Below are 17411 nucleotides of genomic sequence, written 5' to 3' on the forward strand. Positions count from 1 at the left end.
TCCATGGCAAGTTAATAAAATTAACAAAAACTTAACCATCTCCGCAAGTTACGACCTCTCACGCTCACTGTTTATACGCAATCGTCATGCCAAACGTTTACCCTTTAAATATCAATAAGTTAAGCTGAAACAGTAATTTTTCTCAGTGCAGTATTGGTAATTACCACCAGATATTAGTGATATTGACCATTTCTGAGTAAAACATAAGTAAAAAACATGATATTGTCCGCCCGAATAATATGCCTTCCAAAAGCCATATCGAGTCATTCAGATTCGGTTGGTTTATTGAGAAATCTGCGACTTGGCTACAATCACTCGCATTACCCAGATTTAAAGCTTGATATATAATCAAAGAGTTACGTTGTGTATTAACAAGGAAGTGTGCATTGCTACGTTCTCTCTCTAAAGCCTTACTCGGTTCAATGCTTGTACTTGTCTCGGCTTGCTCCTCAATTCAGCCAAGAGATCCAAGTGAGAAATCCACCAGCTTTCAGTTCGGTTATCAAAATGACTCATCTTTGGCAGAATTTTTTGAAAGCTACGACAAAGACCCGAACTCAGACACTGGCTTTTACCCTCTTAATCAGGGAAACGATGCGCTATTAGCTCGAATCGCACTGATTGAATCTGCCGAAAAAAGCCTAGATTTGCAGTACTACATCTACCGCAGTGATGAAACCAGTCAGCTAATGACGTGGCGTTTGTATGAAGCAGCAAAACGTGGTGTACGCGTTCGCCTGCTTCTAGATGACATGCAAAAGCGAAACGATGCAGGAATGGCAGAGCTGAACGCTCACCCAAACATCGAAATCCGACTGTTTAACCCACACCAATATCGAGATGCGCGTGTATTTGCACTGGCAAGTGACTTTGACCGCCTTAATCGTCGCATGCACAACAAGGCTCTGATTTCCGATAGTGTGTCTGCCATTGTCGGCGGCAGAAACATTGGTAATGAATACTTCTCTTTCGAGTCCAATGTCGAGTTTGGTGATTTCGATTTGATGCTTTATGGCGAGGCCGTGACGCAAACGGCGGACCAATTCGATTTGTATTGGAATAGTCTCTATGCCATCCCAATGGAATGGATTGTGCCTGAGTCTGAAAAAGTGGCAGACGATGCGATTCAAGCGCAAGTAAAAAAACTCAAATTGGAAGAGAAGTTTTCTACCGGTCCCTATAACTTCAAAGAGTTAGACCTGTACGAGGAGCTCCAACAAGGCAAACTGAAACTGTATTGGGGACAAGGCCAAGTATGGTTCGATTTACCCGATAAGATTGCCACTCAAGAAAGCCAACTGGTCGCAAACTTAGGTGAACTCCTTGAGAACGTCGAAGATTCTTTTGTTCTAATTTCCCCTTACTTTGTGCCGACAGAATCCGGAACAAAAGCTCTGACTGATGCGGCAAAACGCGGGATAGATATCACCATCGTGACGAATAGCTTGGCATCAAACGATGTATTTGCTGTGCACGGTTGGTACGCCAAGTACCGAGAAGATTTGGTCAAAGCGGGCATTAAACTTTGGGAAGTAAAAGCCAGTGCGAAAATTAAAAGTAAATGGAGCTTAACCGGTAGCAGCCGAGCGAGTCTGCACGCCAAAGCCATGATGACCGATGGGAAAACCTTGTTTGTAGGTTCGATGAACTGGGATCCGCGTTCGGCTGAGCTCAATACAGAGATGGGCGTAGTTATAGAGCAACCAGAGTACGTGCAAAAACAACAAACCGTTTTGCCAGAGCAGTTGAAAGAAAATGCCTATCAACTCATCATCAAAGATGGTGATATCGCATGGATTGATCAAGCAACAGGCGAAGAGTTCGATTCAGAGCCAGAAGCCAGCGTGTGGAGAAAAATGGGCGCTTGGTTCTCGGGCATTCTGCCAATCGAGGATCAGCTTTAGCTTCCCTGCGAGGATAAAATCGACAAATCTAAATCAAAACGCTATTCAGCACTGAGTAGCGTTTTTACACATAAGAAAGGAATCTCAATGTCAGTAACATGGAACGAATACTACCAAAAGGTTGCGAGCCAACCTCACCGACCAAACGTAGAACGTGCCGCCAATCTGCTTACGCTCGACAACAAAATCGCCATTGATGCAGGATGCGGTACCGGTCGAGATTCCAACTACCTCCTAAATCAAGGCTTTACCGTTTACGCGTTTGACACTCATCAAGATGCGGTGGAAACTTGCTTGACGCGTTTCGAAGGCAATCCTAACTTTTCCATATCGCAGTCTTGCTTTAGTGATTTTGATTACCCGCCATGCAGCTTGTTGATTGCCAGCGCGAGTTTGTTCTTTTGCCCTAGTGAGCACTTTGAAAGCGTATGGCGAAGAATCGACTCAGCCTTAGTCTCCGGTGGTGTTTTTTGTGGGGATTTACTGGGCGTGAAAGACTCTTGGGTCAAAGCCAAAACGCATCCAGACATCAGTGCGTTCACCAGAGAGCAAGTCGAGGCATTGTTTGAAGGATATGACATTCTCCACTTCCATGAGCGGGATGAAGATGGCAGCACTGCTCTCGGCAATGCAAAACATTGGCACATGTTCAGCGTCACTGCGGTCAAACGTTAATTCGTTACTCTTATTCGTACTAAAAGGAGTGTTATGTACCATTTCCAAGGCGTCACATTAAGACGAGCCGTTCCGGAAGAAGCCAAAGCGCTCTATAAGCTCATCACTGAGGATGAACGCTGGGCGCAATTCAACGGTCCTTACTTCCCTTATCAAACACCGACATTAGAAGGCTTTCGTAACCACACCTTTCAACGCCTACTGAAAGGTGAAGACATGTTATTGATTGAGTTCGAAGGTAAGCCCGTTGGTTCAGTGAGTTGGTATTGGGAATGTGAGAGCACTCGCTGGCTTGAAGCTGGCATCGTCATTTACGATTCAAACTCTTGGGACAAAGGGTTGGGGTTTTGTGCGCTAGTACCTTGGATTAGCCATATATTCGAAACCCAAGACATAGCACGAGTTGGTTTAACAACGTGGTCTGGTAACCCAAGAATGATGCGTTGCGCAGAAAAGCTTGGTATGCAACAGGAAGCCCGGATTCGTAAAGTACGTTACTACCAAGGCGAGTACTACGATTCCATTAAGTACGGCGTATTAAGAGAAGAATGGCAAGCGCTGCTCCAACAACTCTATAGCCAAGAACAATTGGCGTAAATCATCGTATTTAATGAAAAGGCTTGGCAACGCGCCAAACCTTTGTAGTTGGGTTACTTGGATATAGGGTAAACCACTCTAAAACGCTCAAGCACCAATAAACGTTGATCGTGCCACTCGATGCCAAGCTCCTCACATTCCGCTTTAAAGAATTTAGTGTGCGCTTCTCGCCACCAAGCTATCGTGCGGTCGCCCTCCCCTTCAGCTTGGGCAAATTCTTCACTCACGTCCGAATATCGGCAGGTACTGACGTCTGTAATTTGAATAATACAAACAGGTTCGCCGTCCCAATTGGTCACCACTTGTAAGTGCCCGACTTGAGGCATCACCTCTCCGTGTTCGCTGTACCAGAGCTCCATACTACAAGAGGCCGTTTTCTGGCCAATTCTAACCAGCTCAGCACAAGTATTGGCGTTGTACTCGTCAGCGCGCTTACTGAGGGAATCGCTGATTGCGCTTGTTCAGAGAGTGTCTCCATATATTGGGTGAGATAAGCTTGTGCTTTGGCATCCATACTTCTGTTCCTTGGTTCTGCTTTTCCATCGCTTTACTAACCGGAAAGAGTATCCATTCATGATCAAAAGAACAAGATATGAGCCCATCAGAACACTTTATAAAACAAGCATTTTTCATCTGATTTTTGCTAAACCTAGTCTGTATTTGCTATGGTTTCAGAGATCCATCCATTCTCGACGCAAAAGGACGTTCTATGCGCTTATTCATCGGCATCTTCTTCGCTGCTCTGCTCTCCTTTCCAACTCTTGCATCAGAAGAAAAATACTCAGAGTCCGAGATGCTAGACAGACCATTGATGGAACGCTACATCCTCGATGAACTGAAATCACTGCGTCAGGAACAACAAGATCTGGAGCGACGAATGATCGTCGAAATCACCGATCGTGAACTGACTGTCGCGGACAAATCGTTGAACTACGCCAACGTAACGGTCACTTACTTCTTCTACATCATTGCTGGTGTCGCTTCTTTGATCGCCTTTGTTGGTTGGCAATCTCTTCGCGAATTTAAGAACAACACCACAGAAATGGCGGACAAACGCCTCGAAAAAATTGCTCAAGAATATGAGAAAAAATTCCTAGAATTAGAACGCGATTTAAAACGCAAAACGCGTATCATCAGTGAGAACAACAAAGAGATTGAGAAAATCAACGAAATCCACAACTTATGGTTGCGTGCACAGAGCTCACAAACACCTGAGCAGCGTATCGATATTTACGATGAGATCTTACTAGTTCGACCTGGAGATTTAGAAGCGCTTACATACAAAGCAGACGCAGCAATGGAAATCAAAGAGTACCACTGGGCATTGAGCCTTTGTAACCGCGTACTTGAAGTCGATGACACCAACGGCCCAGCGTTGTATCAACGTGCTTGTGCATACTCTCGCTTAGGGATAGAAGAACAAGCGATTGAAGATCTTGAACGTGCGATAGACACCAGCCCATCAATTCGAGACCTGCTAGCGGAAGAGCAAGACCTTGAACTTCTTCATGGCCATGAACGATTCGAACGCTTGCTGTACTCAGCCGCAGAACAATAATCCACATTCAAATCTTAAAGTATGCAGGTGGAGAAGGCGTTCACCCTTCTTCATCTAGCGTCAAATTCGACCCTGCATGATCTTTCCCTAATACGTCTTCCGGGTTTCTTAATGCACAAGTTTCTAATGACAAACAACCACAGCCAATACAGCTACCTAAGTCACTTTGCAATGCCTTGAGTTTCTGAATTTTCTGCTCTAACTGCTCATGCCAATGGCTTGCCATGGTTTCCCATTGAACTTTGTTCGGTGCTTGGTGCTTAGGTAATTCTTCAAGTGCTTGCTTTATCTCTTCTAATGACAAGCCCACCTGCTGCGCGGCTTTAATGACCGCAACACGACGTAGCACACTACGATGATAACGGCGTTGATTTCCTTGATTCCGCCAACTTGAAATTAACCCCTTTTGCTCGTAAAAGTGCAATGCAGATACCTTAACGCCAGAACGCTTTGCCACTTCACCAACACTGATTTCCATCTCTTCATCCTTTTTCTAAAAGCGCTTTACCTCAAGTATGCTTGAGGTTCGAAGTTACACCACGTTAACATATTCAAGCAGACAAAAACGAAGAAAATACAATCATTTCAACTATGTTTGGTGCGATATGATTTCCTCTCACAAACCAGAACCGCACATCCATATAGAGATGCAATCCTTAATGAAGTAAATTAGAGATTCTCATCTTGCTCAATAAACGCAAAGGAAAGCGCAGTGAACTTAAGACAACTGGAAGTCTTCTATGCCATCATGCAAACCGGAACAGTCTCTGGCGCAGCACGTTTGTTACATGTCTCTCAACCAAACGTCACTCGGGTGCTTGCGCATACGGAACAACAACTTAGCTTTACTTTATTCGAACGCGTCAAAGGTCGCTTGGTGCCAACGCAAGAAGCCAAAGCACTGTTTCCAGAAGCAGAGAAGGTCTATCAGCAACTCGGCCAATTTCGCTCGCTCACCAATAAGGTGAAACAAGGCACTCAACACTTGAGAGTTGGAGCTCCCCCCGTATTGGCTTCCCAATTGCTTGCTCCAACCGTTGCCACTCTTTCCAAGCAACAAGGTATCTCGTTTGAACTACTAACGGCAAACCGTGATGAGCTATGTTCAGGCTTGCTTAAGCACGAATTGGATGTGGCGATTGCCTTTGGCGAAGAAGCCCCTCCCGCGATTTTGAGTGAGGTTTTACTTAAGCAACAACTTGTTCTAATTGCGCCAAAAGAAGCGCTCAATTCGGACAACGACACCATTTCGTTTGATGATTTGATTCAGCACGAATTGCCAATCATCGGCTTGGACAGTCGTGACCCGCTTGGTTTATTGCTGCACCAAACCTTAACCGCTCGCGACGAACACTACCAACATCCAATTACGGTGCGCAGTTACGCTGCTGCGGCAGAGTTAGTCAAACACCACGCGGGTTTCGCCATTGTTGATCCTTGGACCGCAAAACAATATCAGCATGATGAAGCAGTCAGCGTGCGCTCACTCTCTCCTACATTGTCGTTTTCAGTGTCTATCTTATTTGCCGAGCACACCCTACAGTCCATTTCTACCAAGCTATTTATTGATTCCGTAAAGCATCAGGTGAATCAGTAAGTTAGTGCTTACCTTTGTCCATAACTTCAAGTTATAGGCGCACAACAAATAGGCATTCGGCTTCCCTCTTCAAACTGGCTACATTGTTTGAAAACGCCATTACTTGAAAACGTATTGTTTGAAAACATATTGAATGACAGAGGGAACCATCATGCAAATCGCTCAACCTTACTTACTATTTCTCGGCGACGTCACCGACCCACTCGCCGCAAAAACCGCGCGAGGCATTCATCAATGGCGTCCTGAAATTTGCTTAGGGCAACTTCGCCTTACGTCAGAAACCGTCTCCCTAGGTTTAACAGATATGACGCTGCAACAAGCTCAGCAGCAAGGTGCAAAAACCTTGGTGATTGGCACAGCAAATCCTGGTGGTGTTATTCCTGAATCATGGCAGGCGACGTTACTGGAAGCGGCGGAAATGGGTTTTGAAATTGCCTCGGGTATGCATCAACGTCTTTCTGAATTTGCGCCTTTGAATGACTTACAGCAACGTGACTTAACCAAGTTGCACGATGTACGCCATTACGATGAACCGCTGAAAGTGGGCAATGGTAAAGCGCGCTCAGGTAAACGCTTACTAACGGTTGGCACCGACTGCTCGGTTGGAAAAATGTTCTCAGCCCTCGCAATTGAGAAAGCCTTACAGCAATCTGGTTGTAAAGCAGAATTTAAAGCCACAGGTCAAACAGGCATCTTAGTCGCTGGTAGCGGTATTTCGATTGATGCTGTTGTCGCGGACTTTATCTCCGGTGCAGTGGAAGCCATTAGCCCAGAGTTTACTGACCATGAATGGGACATCATTGAAGGGCAAGGTTCACTGTTCAATCCCTCTTTTGCTGGTGTGAGTTTAGGCTTGCTTCACGGTGCTCAAGCAGACGCTTTGGTATTGTGTCACGAGATCGGTCGCCCGCACATTCGCAACCTCCCTCATGCAAAATTACCAAGCATCGAACAAACCATTGAAGCCAATTTGCAAGCCGCACGTTTAACAAACTCTGACACACGTCTTGTCGGAATCTGCTTGAATACGTCTGCGGTGAGTGAACAAGAGGCCGCGCAGCTTTGCCAAGATTGGAGTAAGCAATACCAAGTACCAGTGACCGATCCTGTGCGATTTGGTGTAGTTGAAATAGCCAAAAAAATTATTGCGATTTAAGGATTGTAGACGCGATGAATATTCATGTAGAGCCGGTCACCATTGCAATGGCGACGCCTTTTCGGATCTCCCGTGGCAGTCGAACCGAATGTCACGTGGTGCGAGTAACCATAGAGCAGAGTGGCATCAGTGCCAAAGGTGAGTGTACGCCTTACCCCCGTTACGGCGAGTCGGTGGAATCGGTGATCAAAGCCATTTCTCAAGCCGCTCATGAACTACAAGGTTTATTTGCCAAAGGTGACGCGAACATAGTCTCCCTCAGAGAAAAGCTGCAAACCCTTCTCCCTGGTGGTGCGGCACGTAATGCACTCGACTGCGCGATGTGGAACTTACAAGCTAAGCTAGCGGGCAAGCAACACACTCAAGATTTATTTGAACTGCCAGCATCGATTGTCACTGCGATGACCGTGTCGATTAACACGCCAGAAGCGATGGCAAACCAGACTCGTAACTACATCAAACAAGGCGCAAAACTACTTAAAGTGAAGCTCGATGGCGAACAAGTGATTGAGCGTGTACGCGCTGTTCGTGAAGCGGCAGGCGATGCGATGATCGTGCTGGATGCGAACGAAGCATGGCAAGAACTGGATTTAGGCGCCACCTTTGCCGCGCTAGCGCCATTGAATATCGCAATGATTGAGCAACCTTTGCCATCGAATGACGATGACAAGCTAAAAGACATTTCGCACCCTATTCCACTTTGTGCCGATGAAAGTTGCCATACGCGCCAACAATTGCATGAATTGGTAGGCAAATACGAGATGGTCAACATCAAGCTCGACAAGACGGGTGGTCTAACCGAAGCCCTACTGCTTGCAGAAGAAGCGAAACGCCTTGGCTTTACCTTGATGTCTGGTTGCATGCTAGGCACTTCATTGGCGATGCGAGCAGCACTACCTATCGCTGTTCAATCGAAAGTGGTCGACTTAGATGGTCCGGTTTTACTGGGTCAAGATGTTGAGCCTGCTTTGGTATATCGAGAAGGTGAAATCGTCCTGTAAAGGATCAGTGATCACCCCATCACCCATTTCATGACCTAGATTAAAAAACAATCACCGTCAGCATGAAATAAGTCACATAAATTACGGGGTTATTACGGCATGCTAATACCGTAGTAACCTCTAATGCGCTTTTTCAGCAAGGTGGTGGTTGTATGTATAGAGTCATCCGAAAAATGACATGGAAGACGAAAAGGCGGTAAACCCGCCCTACTCCAATGCAGTTCGTGCCTGATATCAGGTTTGCTTTGGAACCGTTGATTGGCCGCTAAAGGCTCACTCGGTTTCGCACGTCATTTGCAAGGAGGCTCTATGCCTATCAATAAGATCCGCAACGTCGCCTTTGTCGGTCAAACGGGTACCGGCAAAACCACACTGATAGAAAAACTGCTCTACACCTGCCAAGCTACCAACCATTTAGGTTGTGTGGAAAAAGGCGATACGGTGACCGATTTCGACCAACAATCCATCCAATATCAACACAGTATCGAAGCCACCCCAGTCGCCCTAAGTTGGAATAAACATCGCCTTAATCTCATCGACACTCCGGGACAGAACGAATTACTCGGACGCACGCTCAGCGTATTCCCTGCCGTGGAAACTTCAGCGTTGATCATCGACCCTCAAATGCCCATCAACCAAACAGCTGATCGCTTATTTACCTTCGCGAAACAGCAACAAAAATGCCAGATGATCATCATCAACAAGCTAGACAATCACGGTAATAAGCTTGAAGCCGTGATGGAAAACATCATTGAGCATTTTGGCGATAACTGTTTACCAATCAACTTACCTTCAGCCGATGCCAAATCCGTGGTCGACTGTTATTTTGAGCCAGAATTAGAACGTGACACTTTGCTTTCACGAGTTGAAGATGCTCACGAAACTCTGATTGATCAGGTTATTGAGGTCGATGAAGCCTTAATGGAACTCTATCTCGAACAAGGCTCAGAACTGACAGCAGAACAACTGCACGACCCATTTGAGGAAGCGTTAAGAACCGGACACGTGATCCCAATTTGTTTTGTTTCTTCTGAGACGGGCGCAGGCGTCGAACTGCTCTTAAGAACGTTGGCAGAAATCATGCCGATGCCAAATGAAGGTAACCCACCACTGCTTGAAAAAAATGGCAAAAAGGTCAAAGTAAATTGTGAAGCACTCGAACGCAGCGTCGCGCATGTATACAAAATCAGCGTCGATCCTTACATGGGTAAGTTAGCCTATTTGCGCGTCTATCAAGGCGAAATAAATGCCGGTTCTCAACTCTACATAGGCGAAAATAACAAAGCATTTAAAGTCGGACACCTATACCAATTGCAAGGCAAAGACCGTAGTGAAATCCCTAAAGCGCTGGCGGGTGATTTCTGTGTGTTAGCCAAAGTGGATGAGCTCGAGTTTGATGCCATTGTGCATGACTCCCATGAAGAAGATGGTGTTCAACTTAAAACACTTAACTTCCCAGATTCCATGTACTCACTGTGTCTCAAACCGATCAAACGAGGCGATGAGCAAAAGCTCAGCGATGTGCTTAACAAAATCGCCAGTGAAGACCCATCGCTTAGAATTGAACATCGCGCACGCACCAACGAGACCATCATTAGTGGACAGGGTGAATTCCACCTCAAAGTAGCGCTTGAGAAAATGTCTTCTGTTTACAAACTGGAAGTGGAAACCAGCCAACCAAGTGTCGAGTATTTTGAAACCATTACTAAGCCTGCTGAAGGACATTACCGCCATAAGAAACAAAGTGGCGGAGCTGGTCAGTTTGGTGAAGTGCAGTTGAAAGTGCGCCCCCTAGAACGGGGAACTGGCTTTAAGTTTGTGAATAAAGTGGTCGGTGGAGCGATTCCAACCTCACTTATCCCTGCGGTAGAAAAAGGCATTGTACAAGCTCTTGAAGAAGGAGCTATTTCTGGCAATCCAATCAAAGATGTCGAGGTAACGGTTTACGATGGTAAATACCACTCGGTTGATTCAAAAGAGATCGCCTTTGTGATCGCCGGTAAAAAAGCCTTTCTAGATGCCATCAATAATGCCGGACCAATTGTATTGGAACCGATTGTTCAAATGGAACTGCATATTCCGACATCGAATGTCGGTGATGTGTCTGGCGATCTTTCAGGGAACCGAGGCTTGATTGAGGGTACTGAGCCTATCGATGCGAACTTCACCATGCTAAGAGCAAAATCTCCAGTTAACGAACTGCAAGATTATGCTCGACGATTGCGCTCAATAACTGGGGGTGAAGGCAGTTTCAATATGACGCTCAGCCATTACGAACCAGCGCCGCCAGCAGTGCAAAAACAGGTCTGCAACGAAGCGACGCAACAAAGTTAACCTCACTCATTTATCCCCTGAAAAAACAAACGCCCTCGAAACTTGAGGGCATTGTTGTATTCAGTTGAGGTCTATTTGTCTAACGACATACCAATATGTTCAAGCTTGGATTGGAACTGTTCAACACTGTCGGCTTAGAAGTAATTGCCGTTTTCGTTGGACGACGGGCCATCAAGATCTACCTAAAGGAGTGTGAGCGACAATTACTTTACCATACTGCGTTTCTAATTTCGCATTACGACTGACATGTTAAATTAGCAATTGCTAAAAAGAAAGTTTGAATTTTACAAAAGCCTTGTTTCTATATGATGTTATTTGCAATACTTTGGTTGCTGATTGGATGCTTCAATAAACTGCGTCATGTAGATTAAACCATCAGTTTCTTATTCAAAGCCTACTAGTTCTCGGTTTTCAGCAAAACCAGAAAATCGAACATGAACTTTCTGATATAGCTCACCAATCTTTTCAGCTTGTCGTTGTGATAGTTCTTCGATGGTTTTCATTTGCTCAGAATGACCATTTAACCAAAAGAACTCGGTGGTGCTGCTGCATTTTCGAAAATCAGAAACTTCATGCCCATAGGTAAAGTAACCTTCAAACTCTTGAGGTTCATTTGTATTGGAACAACCCGATAAAACAAGTGCTATGCTTAGAGTTTCAATTAATTATCACCTTCTTTTTGTTCTATGTGGCGAACACAGAGTACATTAAGTAATGATTGTTCTGTAGAGGCGGTTTTTCTTCCAGAAGAAAAGAACGCCTGCTTATTATCCCCCCAGTAAGGAACGGATGATGGCAATCCATAAACATTGAATACATCACTTGAGTTGGCTTCTTTCCAGAATGATTCATTGGGAAGAGATAGCTTTTTCTCTTGACAAAGGCGGTATGCGTCTTGGTACGTCATCCTGTTCCATTGTTCATCTTTTTCTCGGTATTGACTTCCAGGACCGCTCATGACAAATGGAGCGATTACACTATAGCGTTGCGTTCTAAATTGACGCTGAATATAGACAGTTGTGCTTTCTAGCATATTGAGATTCGATAAATCGATCTCTCTTAGTGCACTGTCTTTAAAGTCTTTCGCCTTTCTAGCTTGTTGCTGCCCTTTTAGTGCAGAAAGGTAATCACTGTATGGACCAATCAAGCAATGATAGCCCGATGGGGACTTTTTATTCCAAACAGGTTGATTTAACTTTTGCAGCAAAGGAGCTACATGTTGAAACTTTATTGGAGATGAATAAACACCGCACTGTATCCAGAAGTATGAGTCCGAATTTTTGGGGCCACTCTCTCCCCATAAACCTTGTCCGAGAGGGCAAGAATAAGATAGTAGCGGTGCTCCAGAGTTTGCCAATGGAGTGTAGCGACAAATTTTTTTTAAAGGGTGTGCGTGGACTTTTATCGTTGAGGCACTGACCAATAAAATGATAAGTGTTGATATTTTTTTTAAGCTGAACATTTCGAGAAAACACTGTTGGGTCAAAAACAGACGGTGTTGATAATACGCTAGTTATAAGGTGAAAGCCTACTAAAAGATTCGGTGATATCACCAAGTCTTCATTGTGTAGGTGACGTATAATATCTTAATGGTATCCACATCGACTTTTACGTCTGACATGTCCTTATCTATCTCGCCCATGATTTGAACTTTAGTGATCAGTGTTGCGGATTGCCCCCACCATTTGTCATGATCAATTTCGACAAAAACTTCACCAGTTGAATCTGCAAAGAGATACATGTCGCCACCAAGCGATAATTTGATATGACCTGTCAATGTGACGGGCATGTCGTCACTGAACATCTCTACATCAACAACTTACTTTAATGTTGAAATGCCTTGCGTTGATCCTGAAAAAACTGACTGACTCTGAGCATTATTACCAGTGAATTGTCCGCGCATTACGCCTGTATAGGTCGTCGAACAAAGGAAATTGAGATTTTATTTAAAACGAAAACCAGAGGTGCGATTCAACATATTACTATCGATGCAACGGTCTCAGAGTTTATGGCGAAGGTGAATGGAAGGTCAAGAAGCATGGTACCGAGGGAAGCGTCGAGTTTGGCGTAAACTGCATATCGCTGTAGATACCATCACCCATTATATAGTTGCAGCAGAGCTGACCTCATCTAACCTAACTTACTTAAACAAACATGTCGACAAATTATTGAGATATCTGCCGATGGCGCTTATGACAAAGGCGTTGCCACGATGTCATACTGTTCCAAACAAGCTGTTCCGCTTAGCTCTCGAAGAAAAGGAGCTGTCTTCTGGGAACAAAGACATCCTCGTAATTTAGCGGTAGGTTGCCAGAAGCTCTATACGGCTCCAACAAGAAGTGGGAAATTAAGCCTAAGAAATCACAATGCCCAGATTAGAAAGACTTTCGCCATGCTCAAAGCTCAGAACAAGCTCAGAACAAGCTCAGAACAAGCTCAGAACAAGCTCACAGGGTTTTATATGACAAAAGTAAAGCAACATGTATCATGTCATGTATTTTTACTGAATTAAGCAACAAAGCCCATAAAAGTTTGCAGATTTAGCATACTAACATGCGCAAAATAGCCATAAAAAATTTATGCTTGATCTATCATGTAGTTAATGGAGTGGAAATAATGAGTGTTCCTTATGATATTTGAATTCATAAAAAATAATTTAAAAAACCTATCCGCGAACGAAACAAAAATAATAAAAGAAATACTCAATAGAGAAAGCTATAAGTTATCGAAAAAACATGAAGCACTAACTGAAGATGAGTTAGATTTTTTACAGCAAGTTCTAAAAAAAATGTACAGGGATTAAAATGGGAAGAGTTGAAATTATGATACTGATCTCTTGGGTAGTGTTATTAGCGACAATAAATCTAATATTCCCATTAACATGATACTAAGAACCTATCCCAAAGGGATTTATTCCAAACAATAAGACCACAAGCAACATGACCTTGTGGTTTCTATCTTCTTTTTACAACGAACTAGCAACCTACGAAGCTTTGTTGCGTAATTCGTACAGAAAACTAAACCGCCTTAACTTGAGTGGTTCTTAACCAATATACTGAGTTTCAGGCATACCAAGCCCTGTAAGCTTGTTCAGCGCTTTAATCATGGCGTAGGTTTCGCCGACCTGAGCATTGTAGTTTCTCAGGCTTAACCTTCCTCCTAGCAACTGCTAAATTGGGAGGATGTCCTCGTTCCCAGAAGGCAGCCCCTTCTCTTGGTGGGATAAGCGGAATAGCTCGCTTAATCCGTATGGCATCATGACAATTTCTCGTGTCGTAAGCACCATCTCCAGATATCTCGATGATTCGTCGGCGGGTTTGCTTGAGCAAATTAGGGAGAACTTCTGCATCAGTGACATTAGATAAACTCAGCTCTGCGGCGACGATCTCATGACTACTGGTGTCGACTGCTAAATGCAGCTTTCTCCAGACTCTACGCTTCCCGTCAGTACCATGCTTCTTGACCTTCCATTCACCTTTGCCATAAACCTTGAGACCAGTGGCATCAATGGCCAGATGCTGTATCGCACCTCTGGTTTTAGTTTTAAATGAAATCTCAACCTGCTTGGCTCGACGGCTTATACAGGTGTAATGCGGACAAACAAGCGGTATGTTCGCTAGCTTAAATACTGAGTCTAGAAAACCTTGCAGCGCTTGCTATGTTTACTTTGCTTCCATTCGCTTATGACTTCTTCATCAATCCAGAAAGTAAGTGACCCACGATTAATTAGGGCTTTGTTGTAGTGTTTCCAGTTAGTTGTTTTGTAACGAGGTTTTGGCATAAGGCTACGATGATTAACTGATGTAGCTGATCAGATCGTAACTTCCTTATTTAGTTCCATCGAATTACGCAACAAAGCCTCCAAAACTATTCCATCTTGAAAAATATGTACATGGAAAGTTCATTTGCATCAATCTTGGATTAATTTGCACAATTTACATTGTTACTCCTTGAGATGTAATTAATATGTCTTTAACGAAGAAATTACTCTTACCTTGTATTAGTTTACATGACATTTAACTGTCATGGTGATATTTACATATATTCTAAATGTTACTAAATTAAAATTAGAGTGTCACATTATTTACGCTCTCCGTTTGTACTAAGGCTATTATTCTGAATTGCCTTTTATGATTTATAAAATGGAGGATTTTATTGATTGTACAACCCCCTAGTGGATTAAAATAAAGAGGTATACATGAAACAAGTAACTTTCCAAGGAAACCCAGTAAAAGTAGTTGGTTCGATTCCAATGACAGGAGAACGGGCTAAAGACTTCTCTCTAACTGCTTCGGATTTGTCCGATCTTACTCTCTCATCACTAAAAGGTCAGAACGTAGTAATTAATATCTTCCCTAGTATTGATACACCTGTCTGTGCTGCTAGCGTTAAGAGATTTAGTGAAGAAGCTTCAAGGCTTGAAAATACAACTGTTTTATGTGTTTCAGCCGATTTACCTTTTGCTGTAGAACGCTTCTGTGAAATTGAAGGTATCGCGAATGTTCAACACGCATCAACTTTCCGAAGTGAAGGTTTCGCAGAGACATACGGAGTGGCTATTCCAGAAGGCGCTCTAAGAGGTTTAACGACTCGTGCAATAGTCTGTGTGAATAAAGAGGGTGTAGTAACTCACAGCGAGTTAGTGTCAGAGATTACAAATGAACCAAATTATGAAGCTGCTATAAAAGCATTGGTGAAATAGATGAAAATAAAACTATTAGCTGCATCATTGGTTATTTCAACAAATGCTTTTGCACAATTCATCAGCACAGATGCTAATGCTGACTTCGGCAAAAACCAAATAGTAACTTTAGAAAAAACAAATAAATTCAGCTTGTCTGGTGAAGGTATCAAGATTGGAGATTATATGCCATCGATTCAGTTGGTAACATCTGAATTAAAGCCTTTTGACACTAGTTCAGACAACAAAGCAGTGAAGATTTATAGCGTATTGACCTCAGTAGACACGCCTGTTTGTGTTCAACAGGCTATTGACCTAAATAAGTATTTTTCAGAAAATCAAGCCGAACTGAACGGTATTGAATTGTTTGCAATTAGCGCTGATACACCGTTTGCTCAGCAACGTTTTCTTAAAGAGCATTCTCTACAAGGTATTACATATCTTTCTGACTCATCAAAACATCAGTTTGGCTTGAAAACAGGCTCTCTGATTGAACAATTAGGTTTATTAACTCGAAGCATTATTGTTGTTGATAAATCCAACAAAGTTGTTTATACACAAAGAGTTCCAGAGTTGACTACAATTCCAGACCTTGAGGAAGCCATTCGAGCAGCGAAAACATATTTATAAATTGATATAAACCACTCTCCCATGAGAGTGGTTTTTTCATTTTGCATCCTACAACGTCCATGAATGCCGTTCGATGTTCAAAATGAGGCAAAGAAAATTCAAGTAGTTGGAATACAAAATCTGAGACTAGCTATATTCTGTCTAAAGTTTAACGAGTAAAGTCTGGAGAAGATGGCAAAAATTACGAATCTGTAGTTAATGCCATTCAACTTGTATGGATATGGCAAGCTTTACCTGATACATCTAAAAAATCATTTTGATCACAGAGGTTCGAGTTGAAGAGCTTAGTAGGACTACAACGGAGTAAATCAACTAGGAAACAACATCTGCTCAACTCTGCTGCGCCAACTCTTTTTCAAGCGGTAACATGATGTCTTGGATTGACACTCTTGGGGTTCAGCAAGCACCCGACAAAGCGCACTTCATAATGCAAATGAGACCAGGTTGAATTGCCTGCATTACCACAGGCTGCAATCACGTCACCTTTACGCACAAACTCACCACTGCGCACTTTAAATGGGGTAAATGGGCATAAGACGTCATAAATCCAAACCCATGACGCACGGTTAAGAAATTACCAAAACCTTTTTTACTGGGTATAACGGTCTCGATCACCCCGTCAGCAGGCGCAAGGATGGGGTCGCCTATGCGACACACCAAATCAATGCCTTGATGGGACTTCTGTTTGCCATAAATATGGTGGTGACGCTTACCGTATAACGAGGAAACGCGCTGGTATTTTAGTGGACTTCCACTAGGAATGATTTGCAACAACATCTGTTTCGTCAGCAAATCATCCGTTAATAAATCAAGGCGAGTATCGATACGAACAAGCTCATCCTCGTCACCTCCCAGCTCTGGGGTTAATGAGTCACCCGCATTGCTAATAAACCGTACAGCTCCGACTTGTCGCTCAACAACTGTGCCAAGCACTCTACTTGGTTTTGGTGTATCATTTTCCTTTTCCTTGCTGACTGCAATAACTACGGGGCGCTAACTCTCCATTCAGGATACGAAAAGAGAGCTTTGCCTCATTGCAGATAAACCTTCGACGTCTTGTTATTAACGACTCTAACGAACCCACCGCTTGCGTCTTTTTTTGCTGAACTAGCCAGTAATCTTTTAGCCCTTCTTTTTTGCTTTTATTCATATTTAACCTCTGACAACATCAAAGATACTCCCTATTTTTTGATCTTTAGCATTGTTAACTAAACACATTCTCAAATCCCAGCCCATACAGGGTAAGTAAAAGCATAGAGAACGCTTGTAGCGCCACCA

General features: G+C 43.5%; 12 protein-coding genes and 5 pseudogenes. 11 read left to right on the forward strand and 6 right to left on the reverse strand.

Annotated elements, in window-relative coordinates:
- Positions 1-386: 386 nt before the first annotated feature.
- The 3 genes from OQJ86_RS12895 (at position 387) to OQJ86_RS12905 (ending at position 3176) form a co-directional block, all read left to right on the forward strand.
- Positions 387-1904 carry a phospholipase D family protein gene (locus tag OQJ86_RS12895; protein ID WP_265988001.1) on the forward strand — a complete coding sequence of 506 codons (1518 nt, stop codon included), beginning with the start codon at positions 387-389 and terminating at the stop codon, positions 1902-1904.
- An 87-nt stretch (positions 1905-1991) separates the two neighbouring features.
- Positions 1992-2579, forward strand: coding sequence for a class I SAM-dependent methyltransferase (locus OQJ86_RS12900; protein WP_265988002.1), 588 nt, complete (start codon positions 1992-1994; stop codon positions 2577-2579).
- Between the two features lie 33 nt (positions 2580-2612).
- Positions 2613-3176, forward strand: a complete 564-nt coding sequence (locus OQJ86_RS12905; protein WP_038876617.1) for a GNAT family N-acetyltransferase — start codon at positions 2613-2615, stop codon at positions 3174-3176.
- A gap of 53 nt (positions 3177-3229) precedes the next feature.
- On the opposite strand, the pseudogene OQJ86_RS12910 reads toward OQJ86_RS12905, so the two are convergent.
- A pseudogene (locus OQJ86_RS12910) lies at positions 3230-3690 on the reverse strand (ASCH domain-containing protein).
- A gap of 195 nt (positions 3691-3885) precedes the next feature.
- On the opposite strand from OQJ86_RS12910, the gene OQJ86_RS12915 reads away from it, so the two are divergent.
- On the forward strand, positions 3886-4734 hold the full coding sequence (locus OQJ86_RS12915; RefSeq protein WP_038876612.1) for a tetratricopeptide repeat protein: 849 nt from the start codon (positions 3886-3888) through the stop codon (positions 4732-4734).
- Between the two features lie 40 nt (positions 4735-4774).
- Here OQJ86_RS12915 and soxR read toward each other — a convergent pair whose 3' ends face one another.
- Positions 4775-5212 carry a redox-sensitive transcriptional activator SoxR gene (gene soxR / locus OQJ86_RS12920; protein WP_038864987.1) on the reverse strand — a complete coding sequence of 146 codons (438 nt, stop codon included), beginning with the start codon at positions 5210-5212 and terminating at the stop codon, positions 4775-4777.
- A 234-nt stretch (positions 5213-5446) separates the two neighbouring features.
- Here soxR and OQJ86_RS12925 point away from each other — a divergent pair, with 234 nt between their 5' ends.
- From OQJ86_RS12925 to fusA, 4 genes are all read left to right on the forward strand, one after another.
- Positions 5447-6331: a LysR family transcriptional regulator gene (locus tag OQJ86_RS12925; protein ID WP_265988003.1), complete on the forward strand. Its 885-nt coding sequence runs from the start codon at positions 5447-5449 to the stop codon at positions 6329-6331.
- Between the two features lie 151 nt (positions 6332-6482).
- Positions 6483-7487 (forward strand): N-acetyltransferase DgcN, encoded by a 1005-nt coding sequence (gene dgcN, locus OQJ86_RS12930; RefSeq protein ID WP_265988004.1) that lies wholly within the window; start codon positions 6483-6485, stop codon positions 7485-7487.
- Positions 7488-7501: 14 nt separating this feature from the next.
- On the forward strand, positions 7502-8488 hold the full coding sequence (gene dgcA, locus OQJ86_RS12935) for an N-acetyl-D-Glu racemase DgcA (RefSeq protein WP_265988005.1): 987 nt from the start codon (positions 7502-7504) through the stop codon (positions 8486-8488).
- A 309-nt stretch (positions 8489-8797) separates the two neighbouring features.
- Entirely contained in the window at positions 8798-10822 is a 2025-nt protein-coding gene (gene fusA, locus OQJ86_RS12940) for an elongation factor G (protein ID WP_265988006.1), read from the forward strand.
- Between the two features lie 661 nt (positions 10823-11483).
- On the opposite strand, the gene OQJ86_RS12945 is transcribed toward fusA, so the two are convergent.
- Together OQJ86_RS12945 and OQJ86_RS12950 are read right to left on the reverse strand one after the other, a co-directional pair.
- Complete coding sequence (locus tag OQJ86_RS12945; protein WP_265988007.1) at positions 11484-12284, reverse strand: SPOR domain-containing protein; 801 nt, start codon at positions 12282-12284, stop codon at positions 11484-11486.
- Between the two features lie 87 nt (positions 12285-12371).
- Positions 12372-12713, reverse strand: a pseudogene (locus OQJ86_RS12950) (NirD/YgiW/YdeI family stress tolerance protein); the annotation flags it as partial.
- Between OQJ86_RS12950 and OQJ86_RS12955 the strand changes: the two are divergent.
- Positions 12697-13334 (forward strand): annotated as a pseudogene (locus OQJ86_RS12955) (transposase); the annotation flags it as partial. The pseudogenes OQJ86_RS12950 and OQJ86_RS12955 sit on opposite strands and share 17 nt — an antisense overlap.
- A gap of 531 nt (positions 13335-13865) precedes the next feature.
- Here the strand turns inward: OQJ86_RS12955 and OQJ86_RS12960 are convergent.
- Positions 13866-14603: pseudogene (locus OQJ86_RS12960) on the reverse strand (IS5 family transposase).
- Between the two features lie 417 nt (positions 14604-15020).
- On the opposite strand from OQJ86_RS12960, the gene tpx reads away from it, so the two are divergent.
- Together tpx and OQJ86_RS12970 are read left to right on the forward strand one after the other, a co-directional pair.
- Complete coding sequence (gene tpx, locus OQJ86_RS12965) at positions 15021-15524, forward strand: thiol peroxidase (RefSeq protein WP_265988008.1); 504 nt, start codon at positions 15021-15023, stop codon at positions 15522-15524.
- The gene (locus OQJ86_RS12970; protein ID WP_265988009.1) at positions 15525-16133 is read left to right on the forward strand and encodes a peroxiredoxin; all 609 of its coding nucleotides are present in this window, start codon (positions 15525-15527) and stop codon (positions 16131-16133) included. It begins immediately after the preceding gene.
- Between the two features lie 355 nt (positions 16134-16488).
- On the opposite strand, the pseudogene OQJ86_RS12975 reads toward OQJ86_RS12970, so the two are convergent.
- A pseudogene (locus OQJ86_RS12975) lies at positions 16489-16910 on the reverse strand (M23 family metallopeptidase).
- Positions 16911-17411 lie beyond the last annotated feature (501 nt).

Source organism: Vibrio sp. Sgm 5 (assembly GCF_026241575.1).
Classification (GTDB): domain Bacteria; phylum Pseudomonadota; class Gammaproteobacteria; order Enterobacterales; family Vibrionaceae; genus Vibrio; species Vibrio jasicida.